At 60.7% G+C, this 24906-nt stretch carries 14 protein-coding genes and 3 pseudogenes; 9 read left to right on the top strand and 8 right to left on the bottom strand.

Features of this window, described 5'->3' with window-relative positions; translation table 11 throughout:
- Positions 1-35: 35 nt before the first annotated feature.
- Positions 36-2942 carry a hypothetical protein gene (locus FJ398_00330; GenBank protein MBM3836404.1) on the bottom strand — a complete coding sequence of 969 codons (2907 nt, stop codon included), beginning with the start codon at positions 2940-2942 and terminating at the stop codon, positions 36-38.
- The gene (locus FJ398_00325; GenBank protein ID MBM3836403.1) at positions 2927-3691 is read right to left on the bottom strand and encodes a polyphosphate polymerase domain-containing protein; all 765 of its coding nucleotides are present in this window, start codon (positions 3689-3691) and stop codon (positions 2927-2929) included. The genes FJ398_00330 and FJ398_00325 overlap by 16 nt, the downstream gene beginning before the upstream one ends.
- 868 nt (positions 3692-4559) lie before the next feature.
- Between FJ398_00325 and FJ398_00320 the strand changes: the two are divergent.
- The 4 genes and pseudogenes from FJ398_00320 (at position 4560) to prmA (ending at position 8634) form a co-directional block, all read left to right on the top strand.
- A pseudogene (locus tag FJ398_00320) lies at positions 4560-5775 on the top strand (type II secretion system F family protein).
- 334 nt (positions 5776-6109) lie between these two features.
- On the top strand, positions 6110-6886 hold the full coding sequence (locus FJ398_00315) for a ribonuclease PH (protein ID MBM3836402.1): 777 nt from the start codon (positions 6110-6112) through the stop codon (positions 6884-6886).
- Between the two features lies 1 nt (position 6887).
- Positions 6888-7508: a histidine phosphatase family protein gene (locus tag FJ398_00310; protein ID MBM3836401.1), complete on the top strand. Its 621-nt coding sequence runs from the start codon at positions 6888-6890 to the stop codon at positions 7506-7508.
- Positions 7509-7719: 211 nt separating this feature from the next.
- Positions 7720-8634, top strand: a complete 915-nt coding sequence (prmA, locus tag FJ398_00305) for a 50S ribosomal protein L11 methyltransferase (protein MBM3836400.1) — start codon at positions 7720-7722, stop codon at positions 8632-8634.
- 330 nt (positions 8635-8964) lie between these two features.
- On the opposite strand, the gene FJ398_00300 is transcribed toward prmA, so the two are convergent.
- Together FJ398_00300 and lysS are read right to left on the bottom strand one after the other, a co-directional pair.
- Positions 8965-12309, bottom strand: a complete 3345-nt coding sequence (locus FJ398_00300; GenBank protein ID MBM3836399.1) for a c-type cytochrome — start codon at positions 12307-12309, stop codon at positions 8965-8967.
- A gap of 489 nt (positions 12310-12798) precedes the next feature.
- Positions 12799-14889, bottom strand: a complete 2091-nt coding sequence (gene lysS / locus FJ398_00295) for a lysine--tRNA ligase (protein MBM3836398.1) — start codon at positions 14887-14889, stop codon at positions 12799-12801.
- Between the two features lie 249 nt (positions 14890-15138).
- Here lysS and FJ398_00290 point away from each other — a divergent pair, with 249 nt between their 5' ends.
- The 3 genes from FJ398_00290 to FJ398_00280 all read left to right on the top strand — a co-directional run bounded on the left by FJ398_00290 (position 15139) and on the right by FJ398_00280 (position 19452).
- A complete protein-coding gene (locus FJ398_00290) occupies positions 15139-17370 on the top strand; it encodes a hypothetical protein (protein ID MBM3836397.1) in 2232 nt (743 codons plus the stop codon).
- 191 nt (positions 17371-17561) lie between these two features.
- A complete protein-coding gene (locus FJ398_00285) occupies positions 17562-18518 on the top strand; it encodes an ABC transporter ATP-binding protein (GenBank protein ID MBM3836396.1) in 957 nt (318 codons plus the stop codon).
- A gap of 370 nt (positions 18519-18888) precedes the next feature.
- Entirely contained in the window at positions 18889-19452 is a 564-nt protein-coding gene (locus FJ398_00280; protein ID MBM3836395.1) for a DUF3782 domain-containing protein, read from the top strand.
- Between the two features lie 63 nt (positions 19453-19515).
- Here FJ398_00280 and FJ398_00275 read toward each other — a convergent pair whose 3' ends face one another.
- Together FJ398_00275 and FJ398_00270 are read right to left on the bottom strand one after the other, a co-directional pair.
- Positions 19516-21486, bottom strand: a complete 1971-nt coding sequence (locus tag FJ398_00275; GenBank protein MBM3836394.1) for a hypothetical protein — start codon at positions 21484-21486, stop codon at positions 19516-19518.
- Positions 21483-23420 (bottom strand): TldD/PmbA family protein, encoded by a 1938-nt coding sequence (locus FJ398_00270; GenBank protein ID MBM3836393.1) that lies wholly within the window; start codon positions 23418-23420, stop codon positions 21483-21485. Before FJ398_00270 ends, FJ398_00275 begins: the two co-directional genes overlap by 4 nt.
- Between FJ398_00270 and FJ398_00265 the strand changes: the two genes are divergently transcribed.
- Together FJ398_00265 and FJ398_00260 are read left to right on the top strand one after the other, a co-directional pair.
- Positions 23254-23571: a DUF1559 domain-containing protein gene (locus FJ398_00265; protein MBM3836392.1), complete on the top strand. Its 318-nt coding sequence runs from the start codon at positions 23254-23256 to the stop codon at positions 23569-23571. The genes FJ398_00270 and FJ398_00265 overlap by 167 nt on opposite strands.
- A gap of 80 nt (positions 23572-23651) precedes the next feature.
- A complete protein-coding gene (locus FJ398_00260) occupies positions 23652-24050 on the top strand; it encodes a hypothetical protein (protein MBM3836391.1) in 399 nt (132 codons plus the stop codon).
- Between the two features lie 311 nt (positions 24051-24361).
- Here the strand turns inward: FJ398_00260 and FJ398_00255 are convergent.
- Positions 24362-24748: pseudogene (locus FJ398_00255) on the bottom strand (glycoside hydrolase 43 family protein).
- A 16-nt stretch (positions 24749-24764) separates the two neighbouring features.
- A pseudogene (locus FJ398_00250) lies at positions 24765-24887 on the bottom strand (arabinan endo-1,5-alpha-L-arabinosidase).
- Positions 24888-24906 lie beyond the last annotated feature (19 nt).

Below are 24906 nucleotides of genomic sequence, written 5' to 3'. Positions count from 1 at the left end.
CGCCATGCTGTGATCTCCGTGTTAGACACCGGTTCTTAACGAGCGCCAGGTTGGCCGGCGTTCTTGACTTCCTCCTGGGCCAGCAAGAACTCACGCCGCTTCTTCACGTGATCGCGGAAAGCCTGGAGCAATTGATCGAGATTCTGGAGCGCACGGGAGGCATCCATCCCGAACGCTTCCGCGCGCAGGGAGACTTCCGGCCTCAAGCGCTCACCCATGGCGTTGATGATCGGAACAAAGACTTCTTCCGTGTAAATGGATTCCAGCGCCTCCTTCATCCGCGCAAGAAAGAGCTTGCGGAACTGCGGATTGGCCAGGAGCGGTCCTGAGAAATAGCCCGGCTGGCGCCACCAACCGGCGCCGCCGCCCCCGCCGAAGCCGCGCCGACCTCCCGGCGGCGTGTCGCCATTCATGCCGAACGTGATGGGCATGTTGTAGAACACCTGGCCCATCCCGCCGAACCCCATCGAAGTGCCCCAGGTGTTGTCCTCATCCCAGGGATACATGGTCCATTTGCCCGAGCCGTGCACGTCGTGGTAAGTGAAGTAATTGTTCCAGAATCCGTCCCAATTCGACAGCGCCATGCTGGCCACGAAGTAATTGACCATCTGTTCGACGTCGAAGTTCTTTTTGATGATTTCCCATTGCTCGTCACCCTGCGTCTTTTGCAGGGCGTTGATCAGCGAGAGGAGGTCGTCGTGGCCTTCCCGCGTGTTGGTCTTTTTTTCGTGCTGCCGGACCAGGTCGCGCTCGTACCAGAGCAGTTTGTAAAGGTTGCCGTCATCGGAAAGCTTGTTTCTGCGGAGGAACGCCCGATTCACCTGTTCGACCAACAGGGAGTAGCCCGCGGGCTGGCCGTTCAACGCAAGGCGAACATGATGACTCTGCGGCGCGGCCACGCCGACTCTCCGATAGACTTCATAAGCGAGCGGCTCCGCCAGCGCGGCGTTTTCGCTCTCAAAAATCAGGTTGATGGTGGTCATCTTCTTGAGAGGTTGATCCTTGTAGAAGTGGACTTTTTGCCCGCCCTTCCTCGGCACGACCTGGACGAAGTCGAACAACTGGAGTTGGCGTGTTTCCGGATCGAAATAAACGAAAGCAGACCGGCTCGAAGTCGGCTCAGTCGGCCCTGCTCTGAAGCCGAATCCGCCTCGGCCCCCGAATCCGCCCGGCCCGCGAAATTCTCCCGCTCCCCGCTCTCGGTCTCCGCCGCGTCCGCCAAATCCGCCCCGGCCTCCGAACTGCGGTGGCGGGAGCGTCGCATTCAAGCCCGTGTTGAGTTTTCCTTCGTCGAGCGAACCGCTCTTGTCCTGATCCCAATCTCCAAACCATTTTCCAAATGCGGCCTGGAATTCCTCGCGCGTGAGGACCGTGTCTTTGTTTGCGTCAGCCACAGAAAACAGACCGGGCGCAACAAACATGGTCGGACCAAAGCCGCCCCGCCCACCGCGAGGGCCTTCGCCGGGCGGACCGAATCCCTGCGGCGGCGGCAGCAATTCGCCGAACCTCTCGTTGAACTGGTCCTGGTTCAGCTTGCCCGCTTTGTCCGGATCCAGTTTGTCGAACCAGGTCTCCGCCAGCGCCGTGAACTCTGCTTTCGAAAGTTTCTGATCTGCGTTCTTATCCGCCTGCAACATCATCTGCGGCGCAACGAACATCCCCGGCCCAAAACCTCCGCGCCCAAATCCACCGGGCCCGCCAAACCCGCCGCCCCGACCCCCGAAGCCGCCTGGGAAAAATCCGCCGCGGCCCGCGAACCGGGACCTTTGTTCAGCCGACTTAAGCTCGGCCTCCGTCGTGTTGATGATCCACGCCAAAGGAATCTTCCCGGACGCAGCCGTTTGATGAACATAAGTGGAAAGCGCCGGTCGCGGCTCAGTTTCCGCGGGATGGAACCTGCGCGCGCCGTTCGGACTTTTTGCTTCGATGCGGAAGCGGATCAATTGATCCTTCGCCTGGCCGGGAATGACCGCCGCATAGCGAACGTCCGAGACTTTCTTCATCGGCACCGAGGTCTCCGGTTTTTCGAAGCCGGCGCCAGCGAGGCGGTAGAGCAAGCTCACTTCGCTTGCGCCGACGGAATCGCTGACATCGGCCTCGACAGTGATTGGCTGGTCCGGCGCGGCAATTTCCGGCGTGAACTTCACTTTCGCGATTGTCGGCGGCAACTGCGGGGAATAACTGGCGTTCGCTTTGCCGGGCGTTCCGGCAGGCTTGATGCGGTCTTCTGACAGAGGCGAGGCGGCCCAGTTGGAGGGCGTGTCGCCGTTGGTGTCCGGGCAAATGCGCTCCAGCGAACCGGAGAATCCGTCCGCGCCCAGGGGCCACGGCGCGTCGTCTTTGTATTTGACCGCGTCCACCGCTTTGCCCGCGGCGTCGGAAAGTTCGAGTTGCTCGCCTTTGTTGCTGAGCGGTTGATCGAACGCGCCATGCACCGGAACGCTGTAGAATTCCTTGAAACGGTCGCGATTCCGGCAGAGCACCAAAAAGCCCTTGGCGTCGATCTTCGCGCCGGCCTCGAACTTGAACTTGATGCCCTTGGTAAACGCCCAGCCGCCCAGATCGACCGCTTCGCTGCCCGTGTTGTGGAGTTCGACGTATTCGAGATCCTCAAGGTCGTTCGGCGCGTTGTAGAAAATCTCGTTGATGACCACGCGCCCCTGCGCGGCCGCCGGTAAAAGCGCAAGCAGAAGGAGCAGCGACGTAATTTGAATGATGGATTTCATACTTAGCTTTCTGGCAAATTTTCCCTCGCTTCCGGGGAGCGCACGCGCCCCGCGTGCTGTGGTCGGCGCCCCCGCTGGCCACCTTTCAACGGTCGGACCAATCACCGTCAGTGACTGAACCGGGCCGACGTTTCGACCGGCGGGGCGCCGGACGAAACACGCGAAGGCGCGTGCGCTCTCCAGTCCTGAAGGAACTGACGTCAGCCCAGCGCGCATAAAGTTGGGACGGATGGCGCCGAGGTCTCCGGCGGCGGCGCAAAATCCGCGACCAGACCAAGGGCGGCCGCGGCCAGGCGATACTTGGAAACCGGCTGAGGCGTGAGTTCAAAACTCTCCACCATCGGTCGGAAAAGCGCCGGCATTTCCACTCGATATTTCAGTTCGAGAATGATCCGGCTCTCCGACAGCGCCGTGCTTTCCCCGGCGTCGTTGAAGGCAAGGCCGGTCGCAGGCCGCGCACAGATCCGCTCGTCCATCGTGAGCCGGATCGGGCCGTGATTCGTCATCGCGACGCGCGCCGTGCGCCGATACGTGATCTGGCACACGAGCCGGAGCTGCCGCGCCAGAAGTCTCTGGTGAAACCAATGCCCCGCCCAATCCCGCCCCGAACCCGGCTCGGACAGCCGCTCCAATTCGCCAAGTTTGACGATCGTTCTGCGCTTGGTGAGGAGACCTCGGGTCTTCAGTTTTCGCTCCAGGAATGCCACTTCGCCGAGATCGTAGCGTCGAATGCGATACTTGCTCCGGCCAAACGAACCGCGCCGGTGGAACACGTCGTATTGCTCGGTGTCGAAGTAAAGGCTCGTGATTTGATACGTGTCGAGCGAGTCGCCCCCCGCCTGCGGATCCGGAGCCAGATTGGCCCGCGCCCAATCCAGAATCTTGCCGGCGGCGGCAGGATCGATCAGGAACTTAATTTCCGTGGCGAATTCGCGGTTTTCCCGGGTGTGGATGGATGGAGACATGCTGGCAGGGCTTAAGACGCGGAAATCCTGGTTGAAGTTACCTTCTCGTAAGCCAATACGTGGTTCATGGTTGTTGTCCAGACATGCGCAAAGCTCCTGCGAAGTCCGCCAAGTTTCTACCGATCAACCCGTCGGTTAACGACGGTGGGGCGAGGTTCCTGGCGAGCCTTCCCATGAACCGCCTCTTCGGACCGTGGCCTTTAGGCCGGATACTTCACACTCCGTGGGGAGCACACGCGCCCCCGCGTGTCCCCGTCGGCGCCTCGCCGACGGGTCCGGCGTCGGCAAACCCCTCAAAGTGTTTCAAATCCAAGGCGCCCGATTGCGGCGAGGCGCCGCACGCAGCACGCGAGGCGCGTGCGCTCCCCATGAAGGAGTGTGAAATATCCGGGTTAGGCCGCTTCAACGCTCGACCGCGGAGAGTGCGCTGAAGCAGCCTGAAGGCTGCGGTCCGCGGCTCGAAGGCCGTGGAAGTTTCCCAGGATGGCATTGGCTCGGCGGGAGTCCTCGCTCCACCTAACTCTGCTAACTCTGCCGATTCTGCCGATTCACTTGCATTTCCGATCCAAGATGGTACCTAAGAGCCTGTCCGAAAATTGCGCGGGGTCCTGCGGCGAGGGATTTTGGCTGTGGCCAAGGCGGCGAGGTCCGAGCATCCCCAACGCGGGCTGTAAGGACCGAGCCAACGCAGGCCACGGACAAAAGACCCGCCGCCCGGAGGGTTTTCGCGCCAAAGGCCGCCTGGCTTCGTTGCTCCTCAGTCGAAGATCCAGGGAGGATATTCTCCTTCGTCGCGCCTCGCCATCCGGCCTTTGGCGCGAAAACAGGACCCCGCGGAATTTTCGGACACGCTCTAACAAGCGTTGTTATGCCTTCGTACATTTACTTGGCGAGGGAAGCTGGCTCAGGCAGGGAGATCCGCAGCACACTCGAGGCTGCGTCCGAGCAAGCCGCCATCGCCGCCCTGCTCAATCGCAATCTGCTGGTCGTTTCCATCCAGGAGAAGATGATCCGCAAAGGGAAGACCGCCGGCGGGAGCGTGCCGCTCGCGGACCTCGTGGTCTTTACCCGCCAACTCGCGACCATGATCGACGCCGGTCTCGCCATGGTCCAGTCCTTGCAGGCTCTTGCGGAGCAGACCACCAACAAAGTCATGCGCGATGTCATCAAGGATGTTTGTTCGCGGGTCGAAGGAGGCGACGGTTTCTCGACGGCGCTGACGAAGCATCCCAAGGTGTTCAACCGCCTTTATGTCTGCATGGTGGACGCCGGGGAGAAAGGCGGTCTGTTGGCGGAGATTCTCGCGCGCCTGGCCACTTATCTGGAAAACACCGCGCGCCTGCGCAAGAAGGTCAAGTCCGCCATGATGTATCCGACGGCAGTCACACTGATCGCCATCGGGATCACGATTTTTCTGCTCGTCCGCGTCGTGCCGGTGTTCGGCGAGATCTTCGCCGGCTTTGGGGCCAACTTGCCCACCCCCACGGCGTACCTGATCAAGATCAGCGAGTTCATGCAGCACTCGATCCTCTACATTCTGCCCGCGGTTGGCGCGATCGTATATGGCTGGTTCGCTTATCTGAAGACCAAGCAAGGCCGCGAGTTCTGGGACCGGACGCGGATCAAACTCCCGATCTTCGGGGTGATTGCCCACAAAATCTGCCTCGCTCGCTTCACGCGGACGCTGGCCTCTCTCATTCGGAGCGGTGTGCCGATTCCTGGAAGTGCTGAACATCGTGGCCAATACGTGCGGCAATGTCGTCATGGAAAAAGCCATCCGCGTCGCCTCCGGTGACATCGAGAAAGGCGATGGTATCTCCGCCGCACTGGGCAAACACTCGGTGTTTCCGACCATGATCATCCGCATGATCACTGCCGGCGAGCGAACCGGGAAAATCGACTCGATGCTCGAACGCGTGGCGGATTTTTTGGACGAAGAGATTGAAACGACCCTTTCCGGGCTGACTTCCCTGATCGAGCCGCTGCTGATTGTTTTCCTCGGCGTGGTGGTCGGCGGCATCGTCATTTGCATGTTTCTGCCCATCTTCAAAATCAGCGAAATCATCAACCCGCCCGGGAAATAGCCGCCTTCTTCAACGCTCTGTCAGGTTCTTCGCGATTCTCAGCGGCGACGCGCCGGTGGCTTGATCGTCACCTTCCCCCTCACCCCGGCCCTCTCCCTTGGGGAGAGGGAGAACCCCATCGCTGTGTCTCTGCGAATCCGACCCACCAGACTTGCTCCAACGCAGCGGACGATGTTCCCTCTCCCTGAGGGAGAGGGCCAGGGTGAGGGGGAAGACGCCTGGATGACGCCCCTCGCCAAGGAATGAAATCGAGTGTATCAGCCACACAATGCAGTGCGGGACCCTCTTTCAACGTTGCCCGGCGCCAGGGGCGCCTCTACGATGCGCCGCGTTCATGAGCGACAACTTGACCGAATCCCCCGCGCGCCCCGATGGGCGGCGTGCGAACGAATTGCGCCCCGTGCGGTTTCACAACCACATCGCCCCGCACGCGACGGGTTCGACCTTGATTGAATGGGGTCAAACCCGCGTCATTTGCGGCGTGACCGTGGAGGACACCGTCCCGCGCTGGATGAAGGAACAGAACGTTCCCGGCGGCTGGATCACCGCCGAATACTCGATGCTCCCTTACTCGACTTTGCAGCGCAAGCCACGAGACATTTCCAAAGGCAAGATCGACGGCCGTTCGCAGGAGATTCAGCGTTTGATCGGACGCTCGATCCGCGCGGCGGTCGATCTGCAAAAAATCGGCCCGCGCACGATCTGGATCGATTGCGACGTGCTCCAGGCCGATGGCGGCACGCGCACCGCAGCCATTACCGGATCGTTCGTCGCGTTGCGATTCGCCATCGGAAAGCTGCTGGCAGAAGGCAAGCTCACGGAGGATCCGCTGCTGAATCCTGTCGCCGCGGTCAGCGTTGGCATCGTGAAAGGCCAGGCGCTGCTGGATCTGTGCTACGCGGAAGACGCCGGCGCCGAGGTGGACCTGAACGTGGTCCTGACTTCAACCGGCGAGTTTATTGAACTCCAAGGCTCCGGCGAAGAAGCCACCTTCACGGAGAGCCAACTCGCGCAGATGATCGATCTCGCGAAAACCGGATTGCGCCAACTGTTCGAACGCCAGGGGACGGCGCTCAAAGCCAGGAACGGCACGGAGTGGGTCGGCCGTTGACATGGACGCTCCGACGCGACTTTTTCTGATTCGCCACGCCGAGGTGGAAGAGCGTTACCAGCGCGTCTTTGGCGGCCGAATCGACATGGATCTCTCCCCGTTGGGACACGAACAAGCCGGGAAACTGGCGGCCTATCTTCGGCGCACTCCCTTCGACGCGATCTACGCCAGCCCGATGAAGCGCGTCCAACAAACCGTCGAAAAGCTCTTTGCGGCCCAGCATGCGCGCCCGCGTTTCCTGGAGGAACTTCGCGAAGTGGATTTCGGATCCTGGACTGGGTTGACCTGGGAAGATGTCAAAGTCCGGTTCGGCATCAGCGCTTTCCAATGGCTCGATCAATTGGATCGCGGTCTCATGGCCGGCGCGGAGTCCGCCGGAGGGTTTCGCGAGCGAATCGAGCAGGCGTTGCGGGAAATTCTCCGGGCCGCGCCAGGCCGGTCGATCGGAGTGGTTTGCCACGGCGGAGTCATTCGCATGATGCTGGCGATTCTTCTGGATATCCCGCTCGTCAAGATGTCGGGCTTCGACATCGATTACGCCAGCCTGACCGTGGTGGATTGCTTCCCGCACAAGACGGAAGTGCAGATTCTGAATTTCGCGCCCTGGCGGGATATCCCGTGACTGCCGCTTTCAACAGGAGTCAACAGAGGCAACGGAGCGAGATCGCTTCGGAACGAAAGAATCGACGCCGATCTCATCCACCCGCAACTACTGGACCAGGCGCGCCGGCCAGCGTTCACGAATCTCTGTTACCCACCTCCTGTTAATTAATTAAAGGGCTAATTCCCATTTCCAGCTTCAGTCGTCGATTCCGTCATCCGCAAGCCCTTGAATGAAAGCCGCCGTGCTCTGGCAAGTTTCTGTGGTCACATCGTCGCAGGCCGAGGAAGCCGTCGCGGCGCTGCTGGAGAGATTGTTCGGGAACGTGCCGTCGGTTTACACCTCGGAGGAATCTGGGAAACCGGTCGTCACCGTCCATTTCTCGAAGGCTCCCGGCGGTGCACGCGCGTGGCGGGAGGCCTTGCGGCAAGGCGTCAGACAGATCGCGAGTTTCGGATTGGACATTCGCCCCGCGACCACCACCGTCTCCCGAGTGCCGCGCCAGGATTGGGCGGAGTCGTGGAAAAAACATTTCAAGACCATCGAGATCGGCAGCGCGTTGCTCATCCGGCCCAGTTGGAGCAAACGCCGGCCTCGAAAGAACCAGGCGGTGGTCATCCTCGACCCCGGCTTGAGTTTCGGAACCGGCCAGCATCCCACGACCGCATTTTGCCTGGAGCAACTGGCGGGCTTTCGCCAGGCCGGGGTCCCGCAGTCTTTTTTGGACATCGGCACCGGTTCTGGAATTCTCGCCATCGCGGCGGCCAAACTGGGATACCAACCTGTCCGGGCATTCGACCTCGATCCCGTCGCAGTTCGAGTTGCCAAAGCGAACAGCAAGAGAAATCGGGTGACGGAGCGAGTCGCAATTGCGCGCCAGGACCTGAGCCGATTGCCCGCACGCGATTCACACCATTACGACCTCATCTGCGCGAACCTGATCGCCACCGTGCTGCTCAAGGAAGCCGGGCGAATTTTGAATCGGCTGAAGCCAGGAGGACGATTGGTGCTGGCCGGGATTCTCGCCCGCGAGTTTCATAACGTCCGCGATGCGTATGAGCGAGCCGGCTTGAGGTTGGTCGCGACAAAGCGCGAAGGCGAATGGCAATCCGGCGCGTTTGAACCCAGAACGGCGACGATGGAGTGACCTGGCTGACACGAATTCCACGAATTAGCGCGAATTGACGCCTGCTCCTAATCATACTCGTAATCCTGATCCTTGGACCAATTTTGAGTTTTGATGCCCAGCAGACGGCGATTCCCCCTCGTAGCCGCGACTTCTGAAGTTCTCGTGAAATCCTCTCCCAGATTTTTTAACCACGGATGGACACGGATAAACACGGATTCAAAGTTGCGCTCCTATCCGTGTTCATCCCTGTTCATCCGTGGTTGGATAAAACTCCACGGCGTGAACCGCGATCCGGAAGGCCGTCTCTGGGGCCTGGCCTTCGGCGGCAACTTGCCGCCAATTGCTCTTTTAAGGTTCGATCTGCAAAAGCTCCTCCTCCGACCACGGCGTCTCGCGCTTTTCCGTTTCACGACGGATTCTTGCAACACGGACGCTGGTGACAGGCGCGGCGCCGTTCCCGAAACTCTGGCGGATGAAACTGAGCACGGCGGCAATCTGGGTGTTGTCCAATGCGTCCCTCAGCGAAGGCATGTCCGGCAACGTCATCGGCGGTTCGTAGCGAGTGGCATTCACGTGGATAGGCCCCGCGACGCCGTGAAGAGCAATCCGAATGAGGCGCGCTTCCGAGCCGAGCACCCAGTCGGAATTGACGAGCGGCGGCGCAAGCGGCGTGAGCCCTTCGCCCTCCAATCCATGACAGCCGGCGCAGATTTGTTGATAAAGAAGTTTGCCCGCCTCAATCACGCTCCCGTTTCCGGAAAGCTCAGCGCGAACCGCGCCTTCAGAGGCAGCCGCCGAAGCCGTCTGATGCCCAGGCCAGGAAAACAATTTCCTGATCCGCTCGCTCTGTTCGCGAACGGCAGTGTCGTCCGATTGGCCCAACGTTTCCAGCGCCGCCGGAACCGCGCCCAGGGCGATAGGCTGGAAAAACCGGTTTTGCGCGTTTGCGGCCATTCCATCCAGCAAGCTCTTGCGCCGCCAGAATTGTCCCGGCTTTTGCCCCGCGGCGAGGGCGAGAAGCGTCTCCGTCTTGCGGGCGTCCCGCTCATTCACAATGGCGCCGGCCAATGCTTGAAGAAACGCGCCGCGTCCCGGTTGTAAGTTTTGCCAGCGAGGATCCGCCAGCAGGATTTGCAGAAATTGAAGTTCCCAATCCCGAAGCCCGCTCAGGACGGCGTGGCGAATCAGCGAGTGTTCGGCGTCGGATTCGGCAATCGATGCCAGCAACGGCAGGCTTTCGGGCTTCGCGAGATTCCCCGCCGCGAGCGCGGCCTGGAAAACCACTTCCGACGCCGCGCCCCGGCCGAGGGACGTGAGTTTTTGCAGAACCGCCTTTTGGTGGGCGCGATTCGACGCCGTGAGCGCTTCGGCGACGCGAATCGCGGCGGCCTGGACTTTGGGATGCTCATCGCCGGCGGCCTTCACACAGGCACCCAGAACTTCGGGTGTCAGATCCGGAGCTTCCAACAGGAGGGTGGGTTCGACATGGGCGAGGCGGAGCGCGTGCGGCTGAGGAATTGCGGATTGCGGATTGCGGATTGCGGATTGGTCATTCGGCAACACGAGGAGAAGACCTTCCAAGGTCCATAAGGCGTGGATGCGACCGAGCGGGTTTGCTCCAGAAACAGCGAGCCGCGCCAGTTCCGCAACAACCGAACGATCCCCGCGCTCGACCAACAGTCGTTGCGCCGTGTCGCGAATCCAGCCGTTTGGATCTGACAGGCGTTCGGTCAACGCCTGCGAGCCAAGCTTCGACAGTTGAGGAAACTTCCCCGGCGGCTTGCCCGTGGAGACGATCCGGTAAATGCGGCCGTAGTGGATGCCTTTGTCCAAACCGCGCTCCAGCGTGTCACGCCGCAAATAAGCGGTCATGAACATCCCATATTGGATCACGCCGCGATACATATCGACGACCCAGAGAGTCCCGTCCGGTCCGTTGAAGATATTGCACGGTCGAAACCGCTCGTCCGTCGAAGCGAGAAATTCGGAATTCGTGTAGGCAAACCGCGAGGTGAGCGTCAGGTTTTGGTCGAAGACGAGATTGCGTTTGATCAAGTTTGCGCTGGGATCGCAAACGAAGGCGTTCCCCTGGAATTCATCCGGAAAATTGTCGCCTCGATAGATGAGCGGACTGCACGAGGAAGCGAACACGTAGAGTTTGCCGGTCGCGTCGAGGACATTCGTCAGATAACCGCGGTTGACCGCGGTGTTCATGCGGATCGTGAAAACCCGCTGGTCCGTCGCCACGGCCAGATTCAATCCGGCGGCGGTGCGGTGGTGTGGGTTGCGTCCCATGTAATTGGGCGGCGCGAAATCACCCAGAAGCTGGCTGTTGTTCACGTTGTAGAACAGCCGGCCGTAATTGTCGTGCGTCAGGCCCCATTGGCCGCGGAATTCCGTGCGCTGCTTGATCAGCACGCCGCGGACGAATCGGTAGCGATACTGCGACTCAGCGTTGTAAATCCAGTTGTCCATCGCGCGCATCAGGCCGTTCGGCCCGTGCTCGACATTCCCGTTGCCGTAAGCATCGTCCACCAACTCAGTGCGATCGGCCTTGCCGTCTCCATCCGTATCCTGGGCGAACCAAAGTTTGTAATCCGAAACGTAGAGAAGGCCGCCGTGGACTGCTGCGATCGCTCGCGGCAGCACGAGTTGATCGACGAACACGCTGGCCTTGTCGAAGCGTCCATCTCCGTCGGCATCTTCGAGCCGCACGATTCGCCCGCTCGGTTCGCGTTCGCCGGTGCGATCGATGTCGAGCATGAAACCCCGCATCTCGACCACGAACAGCCGTCCGTCCTCATCGAAGGCCATCGTGATGGGGTCCTCGATCATCGGTTCGCTCGCGGCTAATTCCGCTCTGAATCCTTCGGGCAAATGAAGCGTGCGGAGGGCTTCTGCGGGAGAAAGAACCGGCGACGGCGGTGGTTTGGGAAGCCCCGGAATCGGAACTTGCGCTTCGCCTCCGGTCGCGCCTCCCATGTTCGTGCGCGGCAAGACGGAATTAAAACCCGCGACCAGTTGCTCGCGATCCAGAGACCCGCCGCTCGCCCTGGCCCATTCGTTGAACCATCTTTCGAACATGGCTTTCAATTCGTCGCGCGTGAGAAAGCCATCCTGGTCTGCGTCGAGCACCGAGAAAAAGCCGACGTAACGGCTGGAGGCAAAACCGCCGCGTCCGGCGGTCGGCAGCCCGCTGCCGCGCTGGCCAAAACCCGGCGGCGGCGGCAACAGGCTTCCAAAGCGTTCGTTGAATTCGTCCTGAGTCACCCGGCCGATGCCATCCGTGTCGAGCGCGTCGAACCACGCATCCGGCAGAGCGTTGAACTCGTCCTTCGCCAGTTTCTGGTCCTGATTTTTGTCGCCCTGCGACAGCATTTGCGTCGCCAGTGTCGGCGACAGGCTGAATCCGAAAGCGCCGCGGCCGCCCGCCCGGCCCGGAGGAGTGGGAGTTGTGCCCTGGCCTGGCGTTTGCGTCGTCTGCGCCGCGCCGCACCATGCGAAAAGCCACGCTAGAACTAGCGCCAGGCATCGACCAAGCGGGCGCAACTTGAAGCCGAAGCAAAAGCCAGGGTGCGTCTGGCTCCGCGCAAAGAAACGGTGCTCCTCTCTGTTTTCGGTGGCTGATACGATGGATCGTCTTCCAGTGTCTTCCCCTTCACCCTGACCCTCTCCCTCAGGGAGAGGGAACATCGTCGGCCGCGCTGGGGCAAGTCCGGATCCGTCGGGTTCACGGAAGCACAGCGCAGGGTTCTCCCTCTCCCCGAGGGAGAGGGCCGGGGTGAGGGGGAACGAGCCGCTCAACCGCCGACGACAGCCGCCACTTAGGGTCTGTGCAAAAATAACTTCCGGTTTTGGCGGGAGCGCCGCCTGGCCGGATGCAAGGCGCGAGGAGGGAGCATCCCCGTTTTGGGGCTGTGACCGACGAGCAACGCCGCAGCCGGCCAGGCGCCGCCCCGCCCCGGAGGGCTGGGGCGATTTCGCTTTCTGGCTTCGTTTCTCCTCAGTCGCGGAGCCCTGGCTATGCTCCTTCGTCGTGCCTCGCCAGAAAGCGAAATCACCTCCGGCAAAACCGGAATTTATTTTTGCACAGACCCTTAAGGCAGCGTAAAACCGGAAACGATGGTCTGCTTGAATGTCGAGCTTCACGGCGCCTATGTGAGCCAAAGATAAACTGCCAGATCAAACGTGCCGCAGCACCGTCGGCGGCGAGACGGTGACATGGCAATCGGGGAAACGCTTTCGCATCAGTTGCCCCAAAATCAACTCGAACGACTCCGCGATTTTGCGCTTTTCGTCTTCCCCGGCGATCGCCTGGTCGCCGCCCACCTTTAGGCCCGCCAGACGGAGGACGCTGTGAGGGAGGAACCCTTCGATCTCCGCGTGCGCCGAGACGCGCGCCCTTCCCCCCGCCGGCGCCGGAGGCCACAGTCGCACGTGCGGCTTCACCGTCAGGTTGTGCGCGTGCGGTTTCAAAACGCCTGCGTCGCAGAGCGCCTCAAAATCCTCCAGGGACAACGCCAGGTCCTCCACCGGCGCCAGCGTCGGCTCGTGGATGCCGTAAATCGTGGCGTTGATCGGCGAGACCGCGGGCCGCATCAGCGGAAAGAAAATCACGTCGTCGATGTTTTCCTGCTCCGTGAAAATCATCGCCATGCGCTCGATGCCCGGACCAATCCCCGTCGTGGGCGGCATGCCGTATTCCAGCGCCTCCACAAAATCGAAATCCAGCGTGTGGAACTTGCCGGCGTCGCGTTCCTCCGCCCGATACGCTTTCCGCCAGGTTTCGAGCAAATGCACCGGGTCGTTCTGCTCGGACCAGTTGTCGCCGCATTCCATGCCCGCGATGAAAATCTCGAAACGCTCGGCAAAACGCGGATCCGCCGCCATCGGTTTGGCCAGCGGCGAGATTTCAACCGGATGCCCGAACACGAGCGTCGGCTGAATCAGTTCCGGTTCGACTTTGACCTCAAACGCCTTGACGAGCGCCTCCCCAATGCCGGGTTGCGGCTCGTTGATTCCGAGCGAGGCCAGCCGCGCGTTGGCTTCTTCAACCGCCTGCAAAACCGGGAAGTCAACGCCGGTCTTTTCCTTCACGGCGTCCGCCATGCTCACGCGCCGCCACGGCTGGCTGAAATCGATGACGTGGCCGCGGACGTTGAAGGTGGTCCGGCCAAAAGCGCTGATCGCGACGTGGCGGAACATGTCCTCGATCAGGTTCATGTTGTATTCGTAGTTCTCGTACGCCGTCATGGTCTCGACCATCGCGAACTCCGGGTGATGGCTGCGGTCGATGCCTTCGTTCCGGAAATAGCGTCCGATGGTATAGACTTTGTCATAGCCCGCGACGATCAGGCGCTTGAGATAAAGCTCGTGGGAGATGGCCAGGTACATTTCGCAGCCCAGCGCGTTGACGTGCGTTTTGAACGGCTTCGCCGTGCCGCCGCCGTATTGCGGTTGAATGGCGGGCGTCTGAAATTCGAGAAACCCGCGCTCGTTCAGGAAGGCCCGGAGGGCAGCGACCATCCTGCACGTGGCTGAAAACCGGTCGAACGACGACGCATCCAGGATGGCGTCCAGGTAACGCTTGCGAAGAATCTGCTCGCGGTCCTTCAAGCCCGACCATTGGTCCGGCAAGGGCCGGATGGCTTTGGTGAGCAAACGCAAACTTTCGACCAGCACGGAGATTTCCCCGCGTTCGGTCTTCACGACTTTGCCGGTGGCTTCGACGACATCGCCCAGGTCCAGGAGGTTCGTTTCCGCGTAGCCCAGGCGGCCCGCGGCCGCGTCGGTGGGTTGCACAACCTGGCGGCGGAGGAACAACTGAATCCGCCCGGTCTGATCCTGGACGTGGCCAAAGGCCAGCGCGCCTTGTTTCCGCCATGACAGCAAGCGCCCGGCCACCGTGACTTCCTGGGCTTGCAAGGCATCGAAACCGTCGAGAATGGCTTTGGCGTAATGAGAGCGGCGGCTGCGGGAGACGTAAGGGTTCAAGCCCAAAGAACGGAGGGAAGCCGCCTTTTGCAGGCGGGTATTGCGAATGTCGATCAGCGGATTCGTTGACACGCGAAGGGTTGTATGAGTTTTCAGTGCGGGGCGCAAGAACGTCGAGGTCGCGCAGGTCGCGCGGGCGATCCGTGATAAGCTGCCATAGTCACGGTTCCAAGCAAACGGTCCAGGAAACCGGTAGGGCGAGTCCGTCCCGGCGAGCCGCTTCACGCGCTTGGAACACGTCCGAAATCGGCTCGCTAGGACAGGCTCGCCCAGAGGGATTTCCCGCTTTCAATCATCCATGCACGACACGGACAAGTTTGTGTTGCATATGCAACATGAATTTGTCCATCGGTCGCGCGCCTGCGAGAACCGGTCGAGTTCCGCGTGAGCCAAAAGGAGTCCACGCTGTCTGATCGAAACAATGCCGTGCTTTCGCCAAGATTGAGCATGCAGAGCGCGGCGCAGGTCCAAACGCAAGCTGGATATTTCCAGAAGGAAAGGCATAGTAAGGGCCGGAGCTGGCAGACCATGAGACCAAACAATTCAGAATCCGCGCAATTCGGCGAACGGCGAATCTTCTCTCGAATCGGGCGGCGGCCGCTTCGCTTTGCCCTGGGCTTATGCGTCTTGCTCCATTCCCTGGCCGCCTCGCTCCGCGCGGAGTTGCAGTTCGACATCTTCGTCGGCTACGACAGCGTCGTGCGCGAGGCAAGCTGGTTTCCGATCGCGTGCGAAGTGTTCAACGACGGCCCGACTTTCAACGCCTATCTCGAACTGTCCGCGGCCAACCTTCGCGCCGACCAGGTGCGCCGGGTTGCGATGGAGTTGCCTACCAACACCCGCAAGCGGTTCGTCATTCCCATGTTCGCGTCCGGAGGCCGGTTTTCTCAATGGAGCGCGCGCCTGGTGGACGACCGCGGCCGGGTCCAGGCGGAGCGGCCGAACTTGCAGCCCCGGATCCTGGCCTGGGAAGGCATCCTCATGGGTTCGTTGTCGCGATCCTTTGCGGGGATGCCCGCCCTTCCGGAGTCGCGGCAAAACCGGCCCGAACTCAAACCGCAAGTCGCGCGGATGCTGGTCGAACAATTCCCGGATAGCCCCATTGCGCTGGAGGGGCTGGACGTTTTCTACCTGAACTCGGAGAAAGCTCTGGAATTGAAAGTGAACCAGGTGTCGGCGTTGCTCGCGTGGGTCCGGGGCGGCGGGCATCTCATCGTGGGGGTCGAACAGTTGGCCGACGTGAACTCCACGCCCTGGCTGCAACAGCTTCTTCCCTGCGACCTCAAAGACCTGGTCAACGTCACCGTGGATGCCTCGCTTCAACAGTGGCTCCAGAGCGGCGACAGCGGAGAGGCGGTGTTGCGGGCCTCCGTCATTTCTTCCCGGCGGCGGGGAAATTTCGGCGGGCAAAACTCCTACGCCACTCTCGCCGCGGATCCCGCATTCGCTCAAGCTCAAGCCGCGGTGGCGATAGGTTCCCTGCGGGATGGACGCATGGTCCTTGAAGCTCAAGGCCGGCCTTTGATCATCGATGCCAAACGCGGCCGGGGCCAGGTCACGGTGCTGACGTTCAGTCCGGAACGCGAACCGTTCCGGTCGTGGAAAAATCGCCCCTGGTTCTGGTCCAAACTCATCGGCGTGCCGTCGGATTGGTACACCGCGCCTGATATCTCAGCCTATGGCGGGTTCAGCTTGGACGGCGTTTTTGGCGCGCTGATCGACAGCCGGCAAGTGCGCAAATTGCCCGTGCAATGGCTGCTCCTGCTGCTGGTCGTTTATCTCATCGTCATCGGCCCGTTCGACCAATACTGGCTGAAAAAGATCGGACGCCAGATGCTCACCTGGGTCACCTTTCCCACCTACGTCGTGTTGTTTTCGCTCCTGATTTATTTCATTGGCTACAAACTGAGGGCAGGGGAAACGGAATGGAACGAACTGCACGTGGTGGATATTCTCCCGCGCGGCGCCAATCGCGCCGACCTTCGCGGACGCACTTATGCCTCGGTCTATTCCTCGTCGAACGCGCGATATCCAGTCGCCTTCACCCCGGCGGCACCGGATGTGGCCGATCAGACGCACGCGACGTTGCGCGGCGAGGTGCTCGACCTTTACGGCAGCGGACGCGAGAGCAGCCGCGCGACGATTGAACAGCATGGCAACACTTTCCGCGCCGAGGTCTTCGTTCCGGTGTGGACCAGTCTCCTTTACGTGAACGATTGGCTCCAACCGGGAACGCCTCCGCTCCTGGCCTCGATTTCCACTCAAGGCGCGACCTGGGACGTCAGCGTCCAAAACATGCTGGACCATCCGCTGACCGACGCGCGAATCGTCGTGCGCTCGCTGGTGTTTGAGTTGAGCACGCTGCCGCCGGGCGAGAAGAAGGAGTTCAAGCTGGAACCGAGCAAAGGAATGGCGCTCCAAAACTTCGTCCTTCAACATGGCGGGAGATTTCAGGAGGCGATCAATGCGCGGCGCAGTTCGTTTGGCGACAACCAGCGAGGCCAGCTTGAAAATCCGGCCCTCAATGCGTCGGTGGCCTCGTTCTATTCCTACCTTCAACCCCATCCGCAGCAGCGCAACTTTGTGGCGCCGCCAGGCCTGGACCTGACTCCATTGATCCAGCGGGGCGACGCCGTTCTGCTGGCCTTCGACCCGAACCACACGTTCACCAACCCCATCAACGGTTTCAAACCGCCGAGAAGCCAGCGGAGTACGCTGCTGCGACTGGCCATCACGCCCGACACCGCGCCTCGGGGTTGAACGGGCAAATCGAATGAAGCTCAGTTTTTTAACCACGGATGACACGGATAAACACGGATTTGAATTCTTTCCAATCCGTGTGAATCCGTGGTTTAATTTCAAATATCTTTGGCCAGGATCAGGATTAGGAGTGGGACTCGGATCAGGTTCGATTACGTGGACAACATTTTACCCTTCACCTTGACCTCAGTATGCCAAACGAAACGACGAATGGAACGCCTGCCGTGCAGACCTACGGCCTCACCCGGGTCTATGGCGGGACGATTGCGTTGAACTCGATCGATCTCATCGTCAACAAAGGCGATCTTTTCGGGTTCATCGGCTCCAACGGCGCGGGCAAGACCACCACGCTTCGCATCCTCGCGACCTTCCTGGCTCCTTCCGCTGGCCGCGCCGAAGTGCTCGGCCACGACGTCGTGAAAGACGCCGATGCCGTCCGCCACGTGATCGGGTACATGCCCGACTTCTTCGGGGTCTATAAGGACATGGAGGTGACGGAGTATCTCGATTTCTTCGGGGCGTGTTACAAGATTCCTTCCTCCAAGCGCGAGAAAACCGTCAACGACGTGCTCGAATTGGTCGGGCTCAGCGAAAAACGTGGCGCGCTGATCGGAGCGCTCAGCCGGGGCATGCAACAGCGCCTGGGCCTGGCGCGCGTATTGATCCACGATCCGCGCCTGCTTTTGCTCGACGAACCGGCCAGCGGCCTGGACCCCCGGGCGCGCATCGAGGTGATGGCGATTCTCCAGGAACTTCAGCGGCTCGGCAAAACGATCATGATTTCCTCGCACATCCTGAGCGAACTGCAAACCCTCTGCAACCGCGTCGCCATTATCGAGAAGGGGAAATTGATCTACACCGGCCCGGTCCAAGGCGTGCGCGATCAAATGGCCACAGGCCAGATTTATTGGGTCACCGTGCGGGACAATTCAGCGAAGGCCCTGGAGCTTCTCAAGGCCCGGTCCGAAGTGGCCGAAGCCGTCCCGGTCGATGGCCAGGTGAAAGTGACATTCAAAGATCACGACACCGACCCTGGCTTCATCGCGGAAACGCTGGTGCAAGGCGGATTGAGACTGACGGGATTATGGGAAGATGAACTGGGTCTCGAAGAAGTCTTCCTGCGCGTGACAAAAGGCGAGACGCAATAGGCGGTTACCGCTCGATAATCTCGACGACACTTTCCGTTTCAATCCGCACAGCCTCCGATTCTTCAAAGCAGAAGATCATGTGGTAAATCCTTTGGCGCACCCAATTCCCAGGCCTCATTGAAAGTGTATTGTGCGCCATTGGACAGGCGCACGATAAACGGCCGGAACGGTTGCCGCTCTGCGAAACTCTTAATCTCTGTCCCTTTCACTGGGAGAATTCTATCGGTTCAGGCAGTTGTCGCCCGTCGAAAAACGGCGCAACCTCAGCCCATTCACCCTTATTTCCAAACCAAAACGTGTGAGTTCAGCTTTGGTGTCACAGAGAAGCCGCACGCTTGACCGTTTCAGCACCCATAAATAGCTTCCTCTCATGAGCGAACAGGAACTGAGGGCGCTCCTGGCGGACCTGGCGAGGAAACAAGCCGACGAGCACGCCAAGACAGAATCGGCCCAGCAGCGGACGGAGGAGACTTTGCGCCAGGTCACCAAACAACTCGGTGGGCTGGGGAACAAGTTCGGCTCCTTCACTGAAGGCCTGGCGTTCGATTCCATGCGCCGCATTCTCAAGCAACATTTCGGCGCGGAAGTCGTTTCGTCCCCGACCAAAGCCTTTCGCGGCGCCCGAACGCAGGAATTTGACATGGTGGGCGTCCGCAATGGACGGCACAAGGAGGTTTATCTCGTCGAAGTCAAAAGCGAATTGAACGCCGATGAACTGAAGAAGACTCTCAAGAAACTCCGGGAATTCTTCCGGTTCATGCCGCATCTCAAGGGCATGAAGCTTTACGGCATCATCTCCGCCGTCGATGTGCGCGGCGCGCTGGCTGACCGTGTGCTCCACGAAGGGCTCTACCTCGCCACGGCCAGCGACGAGAATTTCAAACTGGTAAAGCCTCCCGGCGGCTTTAAGCCAAAGGTCTTCACCGCCGAGTGACGTCCCGAAGCCAACGCTGCAATTGTAACACCGCCACGGACCAAACTGATCACTGAATACTGATCACCTCGACCTCGCATGCGGCGCTTCCAGGATGGGTTTCTTCTCCGCTTCTTGCCGGATGCGCGACAGCTCCAGTTCTTCGATCAACACCGCCGGAGCGATCACGGAAGACGCCGGCGCGGTGCCCCCGGCGCTGTTGTGCACGCTCTGCGCGCTCCCGGCCGCGATGATCCGGCGCAAGCTCCGTAAATCGATCGCGCTGAACTCGCAGCCCCTCACCGGCTCTTCCCGGCCATCCGCGACATACACCTTGTAAATCGAGATCGGATCGCCAACCAAACGTCCCGCGCCACCGCGCCCGCCGCCGCGGCCGAATCGCCCGCCTGGCCCGCCAAAGCCAGCCGTCCCACCAACGCGGCCCGAAAGCGCGGTGATTCGCAACCCGAATTTGAGTCCTTCCGCCTCGGCGGCGTCGATCAGTTCTTTCTTCAGCTCGTCCGGACTCAAGCCCTTGGCAGCTTCGATGTAAAGGCAGCCGATTGCCGAACGCGGCGTTTCCCCGCCGACACGGCGGCCGTGCCCGTTGGATTTCGCGAATTGTTTCGTCGGCGTCCGCGACATGATCATGCCGTCGAGTTTGCCCTCGACCACGAGTTCCACGCGCTCCGCCGGAACCCCTTCGTCGTCGAACTGATAATGGCCGGCGAGGAATGTGTCCTGGAATTTCCGGTTGCGCGGATCATCGTAGATGTGAAATGTCGTGGGCAGAATGCGCTTGCCCAATCGCGTTTCAAGGTCGTCGCCGCTCTGCAAAGCGCGCCGTTGTGAGCCCACGGGCTCAGGCTGGCCTGCGAGGCCGGCGGCAAGGAGTTGGCGGAACAACTGCGCAGTCGCAACACCGTCGAACAACACCGGCCCCGTGTAATCTTCCAACACCGGGGCCTTCAGCATCGAGGCCAGCCTCTGCGCCAGTTCCTCGACGTCGGCCAGGACTTTTTCCAATGCGGGAAGCCCCTCCAGCGAGGACGCGTAATAGGCCAGCGAATCCGCAACCCGCTGGCCATCCGGCGCCTGGGATCCCGCGCTGATTCGCAGGAGAGCGCCCGTGTCGGTGTAGCGAAGACGGGAGCCCTCCGAATTCACGAGGTAACGGTTTTCCACGCCCGCGACGAGGCTCAAGTCTGCGCTCTGAATGTGGCGATAACTCGCAAAACGTGCGGAAATGCGGCGCGCATAATCCTCCCACGCCTTGGAATCGATGGAGAGGTTGAGCCGGGGCTGGATTACGGTGACGGCGCCGGCTTGGGCGAAATCCGCCGCGCGCTCCTGGACGTTGCGGTCTTTCATGTAAGCGCGCTTTTGCGTCAGCGTTTCCACGGCGTCCTTGTACTGGGCGTCCGTGGCGAGCCAGATCGCGTGCCGCAAGCCCGCATAATCGTCATCCACGGGAAGCTCCGCGCTGCCGCTGAGACCGCGCTGGCCGCCGCCGCGTCCGACAAAATTTGAATTGTCGAGGTCGTAGGCGCCGACTCGGACCTGACTCTGAAAAATGCGGGAACGGTTTTGATCCGAGTTTACAATCGAGCCATACGAAGCGGTGATGCGATAGGTGGCCGTGTCATCGACGGAATACTGGACGAAGTACGGTTTATCGAGATCCGCCAGGCGCAACGTCATCGTCCGCTTCAGCTCATCGCTGAGGGCTCGGAAAACGACGTCGCTCTCCGGAACTTCGTCCGCGAAAGCCAGGCCGCTGAATAGAAGGATCAAATGAAGAAAAGCCAATCCGAGCGCGCGGTGAAACAAAAACGCCGTGGATACGCTCGCATGCTCTTCCCCCTCACCCCGGCCCTCTCCCTTGGGGAGAGGGTGAAATCGAAGGGAGTGATGGGTCGATTCATGGAGGTCGGAATGGTGGAGGCTGCAATCCATGTCTCCCTCTCTCTGAGGGAGAGGGCCGGGGTGAGGAGGAACGGCGCCCTCGAAGCTCGGTGGCCGGGGGATTCCCCAAAAGGGCTGAAAAGAACTCATAACGCTCGCTCCTTCTCCGAATTGGGCGCGGGCAGGATCGGCAGGCGCTCCTGCGAACGCTCGCGCTTTTCGATTTCAATCTGCTCGACCAGGATGCTCGGCGACACCGCCGAAACCGGCACCCAGCCCGATTCCGCGCCGCACGTGCCGTTGAACACGGCAGGATCGTCGCCCGTCGCGAGGATCTTCGAGAAACACGAGAGCGGCGTGCCGACGATATCGACCCCGCGCACGAGTTCCTTGGGCCGGCCATCCGCGTAGAGGCGATACACGACCACGGGCAGCACTTTGAAGGCTTGCGGTCCTCCGCGCGTGGTCATCGTAAATCCCCCTGTAATGTCTTCGAAGAGGTAGCCGTAAGACTTGTTCTGTTTCTTGCACTCGTCCACGAGCATTTGCTGGAGCTTCTCGAAGGGCACCGTCCGGGTCGAGTGGACCATGAGATTGCCCTGGCGGGACACGGCCTGGCGTCCAGGTTCGCGCCGGCCATGACCGTTGGACTTCGTGAAGTCCAACACGGGGGAGCGCGACAAAAGGAAAGTTTTCAAAACTCCGTTCTCGACCAGATCCACGCGGGAAGCAGGCACGCCTTCGTCATCAAAGCGGTAGAAGCCGCGCAAGTCTTCGGCCCCGAAGCGGGGCTGAGTCGGATCGTCCGTGACGCTCAGAAACTCCGGCAGAATCGGCTTCCCCACCATCTTGGTGAACGTCTGCCCTTCCTCGACGTCCTTCTGGCGATGCCCCTCAATGCGATGCCCAAAAATCTCGTGGAAGAACACGCCGCTGGCGCGATTCAAGAGGATCGCCGGTCCGGTGTAGGGTTCGACCAGCGGCGCGGCCCGCAGCGCCAGGACCATCTCGATCACCTTTTGGAAGGCTTCGCGGACTATCTCCTCGGAAGGCAGCCCGGCTTCGCTTGCGCAATTGAAGATGTAACTCTGGCTCAGATCCATGCCATCCTCCGCTTTGGTGCTCGCTGAAAGCACGACGCGAAAGCGCTCCGCCGCCGTTTTCAAACGCGTGCCTTCGCTCGTGACCACGTGGCGGTTCTCGGCGGCGCCCACCACCGCGACCATCGAGTCGTAAATCAACGGATAATCCAGGGCGAGCCGCGAGACACTTCGCACGCGCTCAACCCAGGCCTTGCGATCCAGACTGAGTTCGGCGTCCGGCTCAGAGTAACGGCTCGGCGTTTCGCGTGAGAAATCGTGCGCTTTGCTTTCCTCGGCGACGGTGGTTTTGAGATCGGTCTTGACGCGTTGAAAACGCTCGACCGCGGCCTTGAAGATGCGATCTGTCGATTGCCAGAGCGCGTGTTTGACCGCCATCGGACTGTTCTCAATCGGTAGCGAAGCGGACCCGCCGAGAAATCGCCCGAAACGTCCGGCATCCGTCCCGCCGCGAATCTGGTGCGTGTTGTCGAGTTCGTAATCCCCGACGCGCAGGTCCACGTCCAGCACGCGCGCGCGGCTGGCGTCCTTGCGGCGGAGCGCTCCAAGACTGCCCCGGATGGTGACGGCAGCGACGTCCGTGACCGCGTAGCAAAGGTAGTACGGCTTGAGTCCGTCATCGGCGGCCAGATGTTTCATCGAGTGTTCGAGTTCTTCCGCCAGCACGGCCGTCAGCGCGTCGGGAGTTGCGGCGGCGGGAGGATCGTGCTGCGCGAAAAGCCTGACGCAGAGAAACAAACCGGCGAGAGTGAATCCAGTGCCTTTCATGACAAGAATGCGGTTCGGATCGGTTGCTCGGTGATGAGGCCAGGGTAGTCTGGCTCCGGGTCTGCGCGCAATAGAAACCGCTGGCGCGACAGCCAGAGGCGTCATCGTCAAAAGCGTTACAACGTTACAGTTGCCGGTGTTGTCAGGCGACAAGCCCGTTGCCAGGCGCACGCACTGTGCGAGCAACTTGCGCCAGATCGGGATTGCCCTGGTCATGTACGTTCACGATCACGGCGTTTGTCCTACGGACCTGGGACCCCTCGACGGTTATGTCCAGCAAGGAATCGAAGCGGCTCGTGATGGCTGGGCCGCTTTGGCGGGAGTTTTCAAATGCCCTTCACCCGCCTCAGGGATTTTCGCGCTGTAAGGAGCTAATCTGGCCGGATTGGGGGGAGGCTCGATTTGTTGTCAAGCGGGCAAGGGCTAGGCGGCACACAAATAAGAGACGTGCAGGAGATTCCGCCCGGACCAGGCGTCGCCACCACGCTGCTTTCCAGCCGCATCATCCCTATTCGTGGGGTCGCGATCAAAGCACCCGCCGACATGATAGCCGTTGGCGACGGCATGGTTAGCTTTACCAACCGTTGGATGACGGACAGCGTTCTCGGGTTGCTTGCGCGAAACTATTCGGGGCCACGCGGAATTCCAAATCAGGAATCCGAAATCGCCGACAGCATCCGCGTCCAAAGCCGGCGTCATGGCGGCATCGCCAATGGGGCCTTTTGTGACGGACACGTCGAAGGAATGAAGTTTCAGCCGCTGTTTTTTGACGAGAGTGACGAAGCGTTGCGCCGGTGGAACAACGATCACGAGCCGCATCGGGAAGTTCTGCGAGGAGGAAGGTAACCGTACACGGAACTCGCCATCTTGAACCGCGGATCGCGCGGATTACGCGGATGAACACACAGCCATCTGAGCGTTCGACTTATCCGCGCCCATCCGCGCCATCCGCGGTCCAACGCATCGGACCTGTTGCCATCAGCCTTGGGGAGCACACGCGCCCTCGCGTGTTTCGGCCGGCGCCTCGCCGGTCGAAATGAACGCGTCGATTGTGCCATGTTGATGGTTTCCTCGAGCGAAACAACGTGGTCGGCGGAGGCGCCGACCACGGCACGCGGGGGCGCGTGCGCTCCCCATCGGAGCACGCCTTCACCCTGAATACTGGCGTCGAACTGTTGGGGCAGCCAGCGCCAGTCGTTGTCCGCGCCTTCGACTCGATAAGCGAAGTGGAGCCGTTCGTAATCAATTTCGACGCGCAAGTGGACTGGCTTGCCACTGGGAATAGCGATGAGCGGGGTAAAGGCATCGGCCTGCAATGAATCGGGGATGCAGGACATCACGCGGAGATGTTTGCCGGTGCTTTCGTCGTGAGAAATACAGAGGTAGTGAAATTTCGCGCTGTTGTAGTAGCAAACGAGGCCGGCGATTTGTTGAAAATGTTCCGGCTCGAATTCCACAACCGTTGCGGCGCTGAGGCAATGCGCCTGTTGGCGGCGCGCGACGAGTGATTGGCGAAAAGGGGAGCCAATCGTGCCCCCAACTCGTGCCCCCTTCCGCAGTCAGGAGATAGTACCAACCATCGCGATGGATCAGGATCGCCGCCTCACAGTTGATCGCGATGTCCGCCGGTTTGTCATTCGGATTAACGCGCCGGCCGGTCCTGGGATCCAGTTCGACCAGTCGGAAACGGCGTCCAGACTGT

This window comes from Verrucomicrobiota bacterium (genome assembly GCA_016871535.1).
Lineage (GTDB): Bacteria > Verrucomicrobiota > Verrucomicrobiia > Limisphaerales > SIBE01 > VHCZ01.
Note: the sequence above shows the minus strand (reverse complement) of the source record. Positions and strands in the feature narration are given on the sequence as shown.